Annotated in this window: 12 protein-coding genes; 6 read left to right on the forward strand and 6 right to left on the reverse strand. The window is 55.5% G+C overall.

Annotated elements, in window-relative coordinates:
• Positions 1-46 precede the first annotated feature (46 nt).
• From malI to folD, 4 genes are all read right to left on the reverse strand, one after another.
• On the reverse strand, positions 47-1,063 hold the full coding sequence (malI, locus tag E0L16_RS00970; protein WP_131636105.1) for a Mal regulon transcriptional regulator MalI: 1,017 nt from the start codon (positions 1,061-1,063) through the stop codon (positions 47-49).
• A gap of 83 nt (positions 1,064-1,146) precedes the next feature.
• Positions 1,147-2,646, reverse strand: a complete 1,500-nt coding sequence (locus E0L16_RS00975; protein WP_131636106.1) for a PTS transporter subunit EIIC — start codon at positions 2,644-2,646, stop codon at positions 1,147-1,149.
• A gap of 282 nt (positions 2,647-2,928) precedes the next feature.
• Positions 2,929-3,141: a ribosome-associated protein YbcJ gene (ybcJ, locus tag E0L16_RS00980; RefSeq protein WP_063451631.1), complete on the reverse strand. Its 213-nt coding sequence runs from the start codon at positions 3,139-3,141 to the stop codon at positions 2,929-2,931.
• 1 nt (position 3,142) lies between these two features.
• Positions 3,143-4,009, reverse strand: a complete 867-nt coding sequence (gene folD, locus E0L16_RS00985) for a bifunctional methylenetetrahydrofolate dehydrogenase/methenyltetrahydrofolate cyclohydrolase FolD (protein WP_063451630.1) — start codon at positions 4,007-4,009, stop codon at positions 3,143-3,145.
• Between the two features lie 309 nt (positions 4,010-4,318).
• Between folD and fimA the strand changes: the two genes are divergently transcribed.
• From fimA to sfmF, 6 genes are all read left to right on the forward strand, one after another.
• Positions 4,319-4,882, forward strand: coding sequence for a type 1 fimbrial major subunit FimA (fimA, locus tag E0L16_RS00990; RefSeq protein ID WP_074161078.1), 564 nt, complete (start codon positions 4,319-4,321; stop codon positions 4,880-4,882).
• Positions 4,883-4,951: 69 nt separating this feature from the next.
• Complete coding sequence (gene fimI, locus E0L16_RS00995; RefSeq protein ID WP_063451628.1) at positions 4,952-5,494, forward strand: type 1 fimbrial protein subunit FimI; 543 nt, start codon at positions 4,952-4,954, stop codon at positions 5,492-5,494.
• A 34-nt stretch (positions 5,495-5,528) separates the two neighbouring features.
• On the forward strand, positions 5,529-6,221 hold the full coding sequence (gene fimC / locus E0L16_RS01000) for a type 1 fimbria chaperone FimC (RefSeq protein ID WP_112791925.1): 693 nt from the start codon (positions 5,529-5,531) through the stop codon (positions 6,219-6,221).
• A gap of 14 nt (positions 6,222-6,235) precedes the next feature.
• Positions 6,236-8,794, forward strand: a complete 2,559-nt coding sequence (locus E0L16_RS01005) for a fimbrial biogenesis usher protein (protein WP_131636107.1) — start codon at positions 6,236-6,238, stop codon at positions 8,792-8,794.
• Positions 8,787-9,794: a type 1 fimbria D-mannose specific adhesin FimH gene (gene fimH, locus E0L16_RS01010; RefSeq protein ID WP_063868959.1), complete on the forward strand. Its 1,008-nt coding sequence runs from the start codon at positions 8,787-8,789 to the stop codon at positions 9,792-9,794. Before E0L16_RS01005 ends, fimH begins: the two co-directional genes overlap by 8 nt.
• A 9-nt stretch (positions 9,795-9,803) precedes the next feature.
• Complete coding sequence (gene sfmF, locus E0L16_RS01015) at positions 9,804-10,325, forward strand: fimbria assembly protein (protein WP_063868955.1); 522 nt, start codon at positions 9,804-9,806, stop codon at positions 10,323-10,325.
• Between the two features lie 50 nt (positions 10,326-10,375).
• Here sfmF and fimZ read toward each other — a convergent pair whose 3' ends face one another.
• Together fimZ and E0L16_RS01025 are read right to left on the reverse strand one after the other, a co-directional pair.
• A complete protein-coding gene (gene fimZ / locus E0L16_RS01020) occupies positions 10,376-11,008 on the reverse strand; it encodes a fimbria biosynthesis transcriptional regulator FimZ (protein WP_063451623.1) in 633 nt (210 codons plus the stop codon).
• 808 nt (positions 11,009-11,816) lie between these two features.
• Positions 11,817-12,533: a helix-turn-helix transcriptional regulator gene (locus E0L16_RS01025; protein WP_131636108.1), complete on the reverse strand. Its 717-nt coding sequence runs from the start codon at positions 12,531-12,533 to the stop codon at positions 11,817-11,819.
• Positions 12,534-12,543 lie beyond the last annotated feature (10 nt).

Raw genomic sequence — 12,543 nt, forward strand, 5'->3', positions numbered from 1 at the left:
ATATAGCAGTGGATCCGCCGCAGTAAACCCGTGTCAAATTCTGATTTTACGCCGATTCCCGCGCGATAAGCTGCCCGGAGAGGGTAATGCGCTGGGTTTGCAGATCCGGCTCTTTTAGCCTGCGGATCATCAGCCCCGCCGCCTGGCGGCCTGTCTCTTCGCTGGCTGACGAAACGTAAGTCAGTGACGGCGACGTGAGGTTAACGTGAAGCATATCTTCAAAGCCGATCAGCGCCACCTGCTGAGTCAGGAAAACATCTTTACCCACCGTGCGCCCCACCTGGTGAATGCCGGAGATTGAACCGAGCATTGCATCCGGCGAGTGGCAGAGCAGGGCGGTAATCGTATTGTTCTTCTCCAGCAGCTGGCGGGTCGCCATGGCCGCCGCCTGCGTGTCATCGGTGCAGGCGGGAGAATATTCCTCACGCCAGACCAGCCCGTTCTGCGTCATCGCGCTGCGAAAACCAAGCAGGCGCTGCTCGCGGATACGACATCCGTCGCGCCCGCCGATGTAGGCGATGTTGCGGTGCCCGCGCTCGATAAGATACCGCGCGGCCAGGTTCGCCGCCTGACGGTTATCGCGCATCACCAGGTTGCATTTCTCTTCCAGCAACGACTGCGAAACCGCGACAAGCGGCAGCGGGCAGTGGCGAATGTGTTCCGGGAGAGCGGCGGCGCGGGTATCCGACGCCAGGTAGATGACGCCCGCGACGCCCTGCTGCTTAAACGACAGCAGGGTGCGTTCCAGATGTTCGCCGTCGTTCAGCGGCTGACCGAGAAAAACCATATAACCCTGTTTCTCCAGCTCCTGAACGATGCTCGCCATCACTTTGATGGAAAAGCTGTCGCTGAAGTCGCGCAGGATCAGGCCGATTAAGTTGGAGGTGTTGGCGCGAAGGTTGGCAGCGGCGACGTTATGAACATAGCCCAGCGTTGTGATGGCGGCATTGACCTTCCCGATCGTCGCCTCTGAGATCTTCCCTTTCTGGCGCAGCACCAGCGAAACGGTAGAAACCGACACGCCCGCATGCTTTGCAACATCAATAATGCTGACTTTCTTCAAAACCGCTCCCTGAAATTTACCGATTATCAGCCAGATAAGAGGCGTCCCCCAGCGTACAGGAGACGCCTTCTTCAGGCATCTTATTATTTGCCAATCATGGTGGACATGGTCTGGGCGATAAACTGTGCTCTGGCCCCGAAAATCACCTGTATACCGTTGTCGCCCACGAACACCACGCCGCGCGCGCCAAGCCCGTTCAGGCCCTCTCTGTCCACCGCATCGCTCTTCGCCACTTCCAGACGCAGGCGGGTGATGCAGGAGCCGACGGAGTCAATGTTCTGCGCGCCGCCCAGCAGGCCGATGATTTCGGTGGCAAGTTCGGAATCGGACTTGTCATTCGCGCTGGCGGTGACTTCGGTGCGCCCCGGCGTTTTTACGTCGAAACGGCGGATCACGAAGCGGAAGGTGAAGTAGTAAATCAGCGCCATCGGAATGCCGATGATAATGGCGCTCAGGAAGTTTGTCTGATAGCCGTTAAACGACGGCAGGATCCCGAACGACAGGTAGTCGATAAAGCCTGCGGAGAACGATTTGGCAATATGCGCATGCATCAGGTACATGGTCATATACGCCAGCCCCGCCATAATGGCGTTGAAAACGTAAAGGATGGGGGCCACGAAGATAAAGGTGAACTCCACCGGCTCGGTGATCCCCGTCAGGAAACAGGTCAGCGCCGCAGAGAACAGAATACCGGCCGCGATTTTCTTATTCTTCGTGTGCGCTTCGTGGTACATCCCCAGGCAGGCCGCTGGCAGCGCGAACAGCATCAGCGGGAACTCGCCCTGCATGAATTTCCCGGCGTTCTGGTAGGTGTCGCTGCTGAAGGATTTTACCCCCTCTTCGAGCATCTTGAACCAGATGGTCTGGTCACCGTGGATCACCTGACCCGCCTGAGTGGTGTAATCCCCAAACGAATACCAGAAGGAGGGATACCAGATATGGTGCAGGCCGAGCGGGATCAGCGCGCGCTCTACCAGCCCGAAAATAAAGGTCGAGGCCGCCTGGTTATCGCCGTTCACCACCACGGACAGGGCGTCTATCCCGGACTGAATATGCTGCCAGACGTACGGCAGCAGCAGGCCGAGCAGGAACGACAGAAACGCCGTCGCGATCGCCACAAAGCGCTTCCCGGAGAAGAAGCCAAGGAACTCCGGCAGCTGCATGGTGTGGAAGCGGTTATAGCACCAGGCCGCGAGTATGCCGCAAATAAGGCCGCCGAAGACGCCCATCTGCAACGTCGGGATACCGACCACCATGGCGTATTTCCCGCCCTGAGAGGCCATTTCCGGCGTAATGCTCAGCACCGTGCTGATGGTGATATTGGTGACAAACACCGAGACCGCCGCAGAGAGTGCGGCAATACCGGATTCCGAGGCCAGACCGACAGCAGAGCCGATGGCGAACAGCATCGGCAGGTTATCAAAGATAACCCCGCCGGCGTTCATCATCAGCGGCAGGTGGAACTTATCGCCGAAGGCCAGCAGCAGGCCCGCAGCGGGAAGCAGTGAAATTGGCAGCATTAAGGCGCGGCCAATCATCGACAGCTTAGACAACGATTTAACAAACCCTGATATCAGACTCATGCTGATTTCCCCCGAATAGCGCTTTTTTCGCGCTGTTATTGTTAGTAGAACGTTTTAGTAGAACGTTCTACTCATCGTGGGGAAAGTCTGAAAAGCGCGCAACTGAATTCTCACCTTTCAACAGATGAAATAATGATTATTTGAAGTTGATCGATAAATAACCGCGATGGGTGTGAGGGGATAGAGACAGAAATTGCCGGCTGGCGGCTTCGCCTTACCCGGCCTACAACCGGAGACAGTACGTAGGCCCGGTAAGCGCAGCGCCACCGGGCATCAAACGGCTTACGCCGTCACGGTCACGCTTTGTCCCGCAAAACTTACGGTCTGACCCGCGACAATTTTGCAGCGCTTGCGGGTTTCCACCACGCCGTCCACTTTCACCTGCCCGTCGGCGATCACGATTTTCGCCTGCGCGCCGCTTTCGCTCCAGCCTTCCAGCTTCAGCAGATCGCACAGCTCAACGTGCGGGTGTTTACCTAAAGAAAAAGTTGCCATGTTACGCGTCCTCTACGTCGTGATACTCCTCGCACGCCTGCAAGGTATTTTGAATCAGTGTTGCTACCGTCATCGGGCCTACGCCGCCCGGGACCGGGGTAATGTAAGACGCGCGCGCTGCGGCATCTTCATACACCACGTCGCCGACCACTTTGCCGTTTTCCAGACGGTTAATACCCACGTCCACGACGATGGCGCCCTCTTTGATCCACTCGCCCGGAATAAAGCCCGGCTTGCCGACCGCGACGATCAGCAGATCGGCGTTTTCAACGTGGTGACGCAGGTTTTTGGTGAAGCGGTGGGTCACGGTGGTGGTGCAGCCCGCCAGCAGCAGCTCCATGCTCATCGGGCGGCCCACGATGTTGGAGGCGCCAATCACCACGGCGTTCAGGCCGTAGGTGTCGATGTTATAACGCTCCAGCAGCGTCACGATGCCGCGCGGAGTGCACGGACGCAGGCGCGGCGCGCGCTGGCACAGGCGGCCCACGTTATACGGGTGGAAACCGTCAACGTCTTTGTCCGGTGCGATGCGCTCCAGCACCTTTACGTTGTCAATGCCCGCAGGCAGCGGCAGTTGAACCAGGATGCCGTCGATTGCTTTATCGGCATTCAGGGTGTCAATCAGTTCCAGCAGCTCCGCTTCGCTGGTGGTTTCCGGCAGATCGTAGGAGCGGGAGACGAAGCCTACCTCTTCACACGCTTTGCGCTTGCTGCCGACATAAATTTGCGAAGCCGGGTTGCTGCCAACCAGCACAACGGCCAGCCCTGGCGCGCGAAATCCAGCGGCTGTACGCGCCTTCACTTTTTCCGCAACCTCAGAGCGCACCTGCTGCGCAATCGTTTTACCGTCAATAATCTTTGCTGCCATCAGAGAGAAGATTCCGTCTGTAACGTTAGAAGGGGGGATTGCCTGTATTTTGTCAGAAGCGAGCGCCGCTGTCAGTCACCCTTTACGAGATTTCACCGATAGCCTGCAAAACCCCTTCTCAGGGCATGGCCAATTTCTTAGGGGGGATTAGGATGTGACCTGGCAAAATGGCAGCGTTTTGACATATTACAAAATAGATTACTGAGCTACTTTGTCTTCTCCGAAATAAGCCTTCAATTTTTTAATTGAACGTATTTCTTATTCCCGAATATGTGCGGGAAGGGTTATTTACATTTTAAAGGAATAGACATGAAACTCAGCAACATTGCTTCTACTGTTATTGCAACTCTGGCCCTGGTCGCGGGTGCCGCTCACGCAGAAGATCCTGTAACGCCTGTATCTGTTAACGGTGGTACGGTGCATTTTAAAGGTGAATTAGTCAATGCCGCGTGTTCAGTAAATACGGACTCTTCTGAGCAGACCGTTAATCTCGGCCAGTACCGTACCGCGAAATTCACTAAAGTGGGTGACACCACCTCCAATATTCCGTTCACCATCGAACTGAACGACTGCGATCCTGCGGTAGCGAAAACCGCAGCTGTTGCGTTCACCGGCCAGATCGACGCCACCGACAAAACCCTGCTGGCGGTAACCTCCGGTAACAACGACAACTCCGCGAAGGGCGTGGGCATTGAGATCCTCGACAGCAAATCCACCACGCTGACCCCGGACGGTGCCACCTTCTCTGCGGCACAGAGCCTGATTGAAGGGACTAACACCCTGAACTTCACCGCGCGCTATAAAGCTACGGCTGCGACCACCCAGCCAGGCCAGGCAAACGCGGACGCAACTTTCGTAATGAAATACGAGTAATGCCTTTGTACAGGGATGTGGTTGGCCTCAGGGAAGAGGTCTTTTAATCGCTTATACCGGGAGCGAAGGATGACAAGGACTGGGATATTGCTGTGCGCCCTTGCCGTTGCCTCAGCGGTAAACGCACATACCGTGGTGATCGACGGCGGCAAAGTTCACCTCAGAGGAGAGCTGGTCAACGGCGGCTGCGCGGTGGCCCCGGACAGCCAGAATATGCGCGTGGATATGGGGCAATACCGCACAAACGCCTTTTCCGGCGTCGGCAGCTTTTCCACGGTTAACGTGCCTTTCACCGTACGTCTGCTGGATTGTAGCGTGGACGTCTCCCGCACCGTCGGGATCCAGTTCCAGGGCGTCACACCGGCAGAAGATCCGCAGGTTTTCCTGGCGACATCGCGGCCAGGGGAAAACGCGGTCAGCAGCGGTGTCGGGCTGGCGCTTTTTGACGAACAGCAACGGCAAATCATCCCGAACGCGACGGCGGTGAGCTGGTTACCCATTGATACCCGCGAACTGGCATTTCATTTTAGCGCCCGCTATCGGGCTATTTCCGAACACCTGGTACCAGGCACTATTCAGTCGAATGTCTGGTTTACGTTGATTTATCCCTGACGCCTGCGAACTAATTATTAAAGGTACGGTTGTGATGAACACCCTGATTAAACCTGGACTGTTTTTATCTTTTATTTTGATGATGATGTCTGCCTGCGCAAATGCGTCCGGCGGAATTGCGCTGGGCGCGACGCGCGTTATTTATCCGGCCGATGCAAAACAAACGTCGCTGGCGATCACCAACAGCAATAAACAAGAGCGCTATTTAATTAACGCGTGGATAGAAAACGCCAGCGGGCAAAAGGAAAAATCCTTTGTCGTCACGCCGCCGCTGTTTGTCAGCGAGCCGGCCAGTGAAAATACGCTGCGCATTATTTACGCAGGCCCGGCGCTGCCCGCCGATCGCGAATCCCTCTTTTACATGAACGTCAAAGCGATTCCATCGGTCAGCAAAACGCACCAGGACGGCAACAACGTCCTGCAACTGGCCATTTTGTCACGCATCAAACTGTTTGTACGCCCGGCTAACCTGGCGATGCCGCCGGAAGAGGCGCTCTCGCAGCTGCGCTTTGAGCGCGTCGGCAACCACCTTAAGGTGAGCAATGCCTCGCCGTATTACGTAACGCTGGTCAACCTGAAGCTCGGCGGCAAGACGCTCGATAACCTGATGGTTGCGCCTAAAAGCTCGGCACAGCAGGTACTGCCCGCCGCCGCGAGCGGCACGCTCTCCTGGCAGAGCGTGAACGACTACGGTGCCATTACGCCGGCGCGTAGCGTCAGCCTGTGAGCAGAGACAGGGCGATGAACACTCAATGGCGTTACTGCCCGGTTGCGCTGGCGCTGATGGCAACGCTCTGGCCACACGCTGGCTGGGGCGACAGCTATTTTAACCCGGCGTTTCTCTCCGATGACGCGGCGAACGTGGCGGATTTGTCGCGTTTTGAAAAGGGCCACCAGCAGGCACCGGGCGTCTATCGCGTCGATATCTGGCGTAACGATGAATTTATCGGCACCCAGGACGTGCGGTTTGAGCAAGCCGACAACACGCCGCCGGTCGCGGGCGGGTTGTCGCCGTGTATTACGCGCGCGATGCTCGATCGCTTTGGCGTGAATATCGCCGCCTTCCCGGAGCTCAGCAACGTGCAGGGCGACACCTGCGTTCCGCTTACCACGGCTATTCCCGGCAGCGAAACGGCGTTCAACTTCGCCTCGTTGCGCCTTAACGTCAGCCTGCCTCAGGTGGCGATGCAAAACAGCGCCCGGGGGTATATTCCGCCTGAACAGTGGGATGAGGGCATCCCCGCCGCGCTGGTGAACTACAGCTTTACCGGCAACCGGGGCAGCGAAGACGACAGCTATTATCTGAACCTGCAAAGTGGGCTGAACTATGGCGCGTGGCGATTACGCAATAACGGCGCGTGGCGCTATACCGAAAGCAACGGCCAGCGGCACAGCAGCTGGCAAAATATCGGCACCTGGGCGCAGCGTACGGTCATTCCGCTGAAAAGCGAGCTGGTGCTCGGCGACAGCAATACCGGCAACGATGTCTTCGACAGCGTCGGTTTTCGCGGCGGTCGGCTCTATTCTTCCGACAGCATGTACCCGGACAGCCTGCAAGGCTACGCGCCTACCGTGCGCGGAATCGCCCGCACCCCTGCCAAAGTGGTGATCCGCCAGAACGGCTACGTGATTTACCAGAGCTATGTTCAGCCGGGTGCTTTCGCCATTACCGACCTTAACCCCACCTCCTCCAGCGGTGACCTTGAGGTGACGGTGGAAGAGAAGGACGGCAGCCAGCAGCGCTACACCGTACCGTATTCCACCGTACCGCTGCTCCAGCGTGAAGGACGCTGGAAATACGATCTGGTGGCGGGGGATTATCGCAGCGGCAACAGCGAGCAGGACACGCCGTTCTTTACGCAGGGAACGATGATTGCCGGCCTTGCCGACGGCTACACGCTGTACGGCGGTACGCAGCTGGCCTCGCGGTATACCGCAATCGCCATTGGCGCGGGGAAAAACCTCGGTGACTGGGGCGCGGTCTCACTTGACCTCACGCACGCCCGCAGCCAGCTGGCGGATGACAGCCGCCATGAAGGCCAGTCCCTGCGTTTCCTGTACGCAAAATCCCTTAACGGATTCGGCACCAACTTCCAGCTGCTGGGCTATCGCTACTCGACCAAAGGCTTCTACACCCTCGACGATGTGGCCTGGCGCACAATGGAAGGCTATCAGTATGGCGACGATAAGGATGATGACGGCGTGCCGGACGTGCAGAGCTATCACAACCTGACGCTGAATAAAAAAGGGCGTTTCCAGCTCAATATCTCCCAGTCTCTCGGCGATTACGGCTCGGTGTACGTTTCAGGCAGCCAGCAGAGTTACTGGGGCACCAGCGAGTCCAACGTCTGGTACCAGCTCGGCTATGCGGGCGGGGTGAAAGGGGTCAGCTATGCCTTATCCTGGTCGTGGAACAAGGCCGTCGGCATTGACGGAACCGACCGCATCGCCTCGTTCAACGTCTCCGTACCGTTCAGCCTGTTCACCCGTCACGGCTTCCGTCGCGATAGCGCGATCGACAGAGCCTATGCCACGGCCTCTTCCAGCCGAAACAGCAACGGTGATACCAGCTGGCAGACCGGGATAAGCGGAACGCTGCTGAAAGATCGCAACCTGAACTATAGCGTCACCCAGGGCCACGCCAGCAATAACGGCGCAAGCGGCAGCGCCAGCGCCAACTGGCAGGCCACCTACGGCACGCTGGGCGTGGGCTACAACTACACCCGGGATCAACACGATTTCAACTGGCAGCTTTCCGGCGGCGTGGTAGGGCATTCCGACGGCGTAACGTTCAGCCAGCCGCTGGGCGATACCAACGTGCTGATCAAAGCGCCGGGCGCGTCGGGCGTGAGCATCGAAAACCAGACCGGGGTGAAAACCGACTGGCGTGGCTATGCGGTGATGCCGTACGCCACGGTGTACCGTTACAACCGCGTGGCGCTTGATACCAACACCATGAGCAACAACACCGACATTGAAAATAACGTGTCCAGCGTCGTGCCGACGAACGGCGCGCTGGTGCGCGCTAGCTTCGATACCCGCATCGGCGTGCGCGCGCTGCTGACCGTGAAGCGCGATAACCAGCCCGTACCGTTTGGTGCGGTGGTGCGTGAGACGCAGAGCGGCGTAACCAGCATGGTGGGCGATGACGGGCAGATTTACCTGAGCGGGCTGCCGCTGGAAGGGGAGCTGCTGATTCAGTGGGGAGACGGAAAGCAGTCCCAGTGTCGTGCGCCCTACAGCTTGCCAGAACAGAGCCTGCAACAGGCGATCACACTTAAGGGGATCCGCTGTGAATAAAATCCATTATCTGGGGTTATCCCTTCTGGCGTTTTTGCCGGTAACTGACGCGCTCGCCACCGTCTGCGTCAATGAAAATGGCGTGCCGACGGAGGTCTATTACGACCTGACGGATAAATTCAACAGTTCCAATAACCAGGTGGGGCAGGTGGTTACGCTCAGCGAGAAATCCCAGTGGGTGGGCGTGAACGCCGTCTGCCCTAAGGGAACGTCCGGGAACACCACCAAGCGCAGCTATGTGACCGATTTCCCGGTCACGGGCACCAGCGATGGCTATCAGTATCTGAAGCTTAACGACTATCTGGACGGGGCGATGAAAATCACCGACAGCTACGCGGGCACGTTTTATCCCCCCAAAAACTACATCCAGATGGGGAGCCACCCGAACGTGTCTAAAAACAAACCGTTTGGCGTTCAGGATTCCAGCCTCGTCTTTCGGCTTAAGGTGACCCGGCGCTTTATCAATATGGTGGTGATCCCGCGGGCGACCATGTTCCGGGTTTACGTTACCACCACCTCTTCGGATCCGCTCACCACGCCGGTCTATACCATCAGCTACAGCGGAACCATTCAGGTGCCTCAGAGCTGTGAGATTAATGCCGGGAATGTGGTGGAGTTCGATTTCGGGGACATCGGCGCCTCCTTGTTCAGTAAAGCGGGCATCGGGAATAAGCCGGAGGGAGTCTCAGCGCAAAGCAAAACCATCGGCATAAAATGCACCAACGTGGAGGCGAACGCCATGCTCACGATGCGCGTCGAAGCGGAGAAGGTTTCAGGCAGTACGCTGGTCTCCGATAACGCGGATGTGGGCTTTGTGATTGCCAACAGCAATGGCGTGCCGCTGACGCCGAACAACCTGACCAGCAAAATTCCGTTCCGCCTGGACGACAGCGCGCAGGCGCAGGTTGGGATCCGTGCATGGCCCGTCAGCGTGACCGGTAAAAAACCTGCCGAGGGGCGTTTTACCTCTCGCGGCTATCTACGCGTCGACTACGACTAAGGAGCGGGAATGCGAAACGGGATGCGGTATCTCTCTCTGGCGCTCCTGACGCTTTGCGCGCATGCGCATGCAGAGACGGCGCTTGGGGAAATTAACATTCAGCTTTACGGCAATATCGTGGATTTTACCTGCGTGGCGGAGGGGGACGACAGCAATAAGACCGTCACGCTCGGCACCTGGCCAACGAAACAGCTTCGCACTACGGGAAGCCGCACGCAGCCCGTGCCGTTCACCCTCAAGCTGACCGGATGCCCTCCCGGGGCGGCTTCGGTCACGTTTACGGGGAAGGTTGACGGGCATGATAACAGCCTGCTGGCGCTGAATGATGCCAGCGCGGCCAGCAACGTGGCCGTGGAGATCCTCGACCGGGATAAAACGCGCCTCGCCTTGCAGCAGGCCAGCAAGACGGTATCGGTGGATGCGCAGGGAAATGCAGAGCTGTCATTTTATGCCAATTATATCGCCACGGCGGATAATCCGCAGCCGGGTCGGGCTGACGCCGATGCAACGTTCATGATTAATTATAATTAATTATATCCACTCTCCCTGTAACGGTTATCCGTTGCAGGGAGAGTGTCAGGTTACAATAATTCGTGCGCTTTCGCGTAATCAATTAATTCAACGATACTCTGCACGCCCAGCTTCGAAAAGATATTAGACTTATGGGCGCTAATTGTTTTGTTGCTAAGTAATAATTGATCGGCAATCTCCTTATTAGATAATCCGTTCGCCAGATACCGCAAAACCGTCACCTCACGATTCGATAAAGGCATATCCACAGCGGCGCCTGTCCGGGAGCCCAGGTGATTTATAAAACTCAACGTTTCTGACGGGAAAAAAGAATAGCCCATCAGTATCATTTCCACTGCGTTATAAATTTCTCCCAAATCTTTTCGCTTGCTGACAAAACCATTGGCCCCGGCGCGAATGGCGCGGCCGGCATAGAAGGCTTCTGATTTTGAAGAGAGGAAAAGCACCTTAATGTCTTTGTTTAAGTTCCTGATTCTTTTCAGTAATACGAACCCATCCGTGCCCGTCATTTCAATATCCAGAATGACCAGGTCGATAGGGTGGTTGCGTATACAGTCAAGCACTTCGTGGCTGTCGCCTGACTTCAGTTTTACCTGGATGTTTTTATTTTTCTGTAGCAGGACTTCTATCGACATTCTGACGATAGGGTGTTCGTCCATAATGATAACGGATGCCGGTTTCATTTTTTATGCCTCAGATTGTTAAAAGCGTTATGCTGAGTTTTGTAAAAACTCTCGAAAAGCCGGAAGGATAATTGCGCAGATCCTTCTACGGTAAATGTCCCGGGGAAGAGCGAAAGCATCCTTGTTTACGTAGTGTGATATCGATGCCTCAGCGCAGTTATCTCATAAGGCTGGTTATGGCAAAATGATTTTTCTTATTAGTGTGTCAAACACGTCTTATTATACCGTTTAAGTAATGTCCGAAAAGCCTGTAAATTAATATCCATATATTGCTGATTATTATCTTCTGGATCTGAATCGCTACCTTTTTAAATTTAGCAAAAATGTCCTGATATTGCATTTACCACACACTTTCATCTTTATGTAATAACAAAAAATAAACGATATTACTGTATGTTGCTAAAATGTTAACAATACGCAGTCTGTGACGGAGGTCATCCTGCCCGCTCGCCACCCCTGATATCCGCGCTTTCGCACGTCATCGCCCCTTTATAAACGTCTCAGGCCAGGCTTAAGATCCCGGCGTATGAACAGCACTATCTGCTGTTTTCTTCACCTCTCATCGCGTTTATTTACACGTAAATCGCTTGTTTTTACACCATTATCACTCTGTTAACGAAAACGTCAGGTCCTTAACGCCTGGATAAAAGTACTCTGATTGAGCATATAAACAGCATTTCGCGCGGTTGAGGGCTAAGAATTAGGAATAGTTATAAAATCGAAAGTTTTGTTAAAAAATACAAAAATTTAACATATATCCTAAGTATTTTCCTAAAGGTCTTTAGGAATTAAGGGGTTATTGAATACGTTAATACGTGAAATCTGAGAGGTTGTTGAGAAGATGTAGCAACTCGTGTCGATGGTTCAGCCCAAGTTTCGCCAGGATGCAGCTGAGACGGTAAATAATGCGGCTATAGGGGCGGTTCTGTATCTGCGCGATCTGACGCAGGGAGCTACCCTGCGACAGCGCCTGTAAGATTGGCCATTCTTCCCTGGAAAACCACTCTTTCCGGTGGCCGACGGGAGACGGCGGCTCCAGCAACGTTTGTTGCATAGCCAGCGCCGAAAGCTGCCGTTCAAGCACGTGAAAAGGGCCAGCCGCTTTGCAAAACAGGCGTGTATCGTAATCATCGGCGCGGATGAGCAGGTAGGGGGTCAGGAAGGGAGGGTACAGGCTGTGGCGTCGTAATCGGTCCAGCAGTTCAATCAGCGGCGAGGCGCGGCTCTCTACGTCTACCACCAGACGTGATGAAGGCCATTGATTCAAATCGCTGAGGGCTGCTTCCAGCGTGGAGTAGTCGCAGCAATTGCTCAGGGGCGAATGCCCGCTCAGAAAACCGGAACGGAAAAAGTTATCCTGTGTGACCAGAACGATAAAGGGAGCATCGGTTTTGCGGGTCTGGTTGATTGACTGGCTCAAATATTCGAGACGATCAAAAAATGGGAGAGCAAAAGGCGAGTGCGTTGAACCCAGTGAATCACTTCCTGTCCGACGACGCCGGTAACGGCGTACTGTCATTCGCATAGCTTCCCTC

It is taken from the genome of Enterobacter quasihormaechei (assembly GCF_004331385.1).
GTDB lineage: Bacteria > Pseudomonadota > Gammaproteobacteria > Enterobacterales > Enterobacteriaceae > Enterobacter > Enterobacter quasihormaechei.

Excerpts from the sequence above, each read along its gene's own strand:
- E0L16_RS00975 (WP_131636106.1), bottom strand. The coding sequence starts at position 2,646 with ATGAGTCTGATATCAGGGTTTGTTAAATCGTTGTCTAAGCTGTCGATG.
- ybcJ (WP_063451631.1), bottom strand. The coding sequence starts at position 3,141 with ATGGCAACTTTTTCTTTAGGTAAACACCCGCACGTTGAGCTGTGCGAT.
- folD (WP_063451630.1), bottom strand. The coding sequence starts at position 4,009 with ATGGCAGCAAAGATTATTGACGGTAAAACGATTGCGCAGCAGGTGCGC.
- fimA (WP_074161078.1), top strand. The coding sequence starts at position 4,319 with ATGAAACTCAGCAACATTGCTTCTACTGTTATTGCAACTCTGGCCCTG.
- fimI (WP_063451628.1), top strand. The coding sequence starts at position 4,952 with ATGACAAGGACTGGGATATTGCTGTGCGCCCTTGCCGTTGCCTCAGCG.
- fimC (WP_112791925.1), top strand. The coding sequence starts at position 5,529 with ATGAACACCCTGATTAAACCTGGACTGTTTTTATCTTTTATTTTGATG.
- E0L16_RS01005 (WP_131636107.1), top strand. The coding sequence starts at position 6,236 with ATGAACACTCAATGGCGTTACTGCCCGGTTGCGCTGGCGCTGATGGCA.
- sfmF (WP_063868955.1), top strand. The coding sequence starts at position 9,804 with ATGCGAAACGGGATGCGGTATCTCTCTCTGGCGCTCCTGACGCTTTGC.
- fimZ (WP_063451623.1), bottom strand. The coding sequence starts at position 11,008 with ATGAAACCGGCATCCGTTATCATTATGGACGAACACCCTATCGTCAGA.
- E0L16_RS01025 (WP_131636108.1), bottom strand. The coding sequence starts at position 12,533 with ATGCGAATGACAGTACGCCGTTACCGGCGTCGTCGGACAGGAAGTGAT.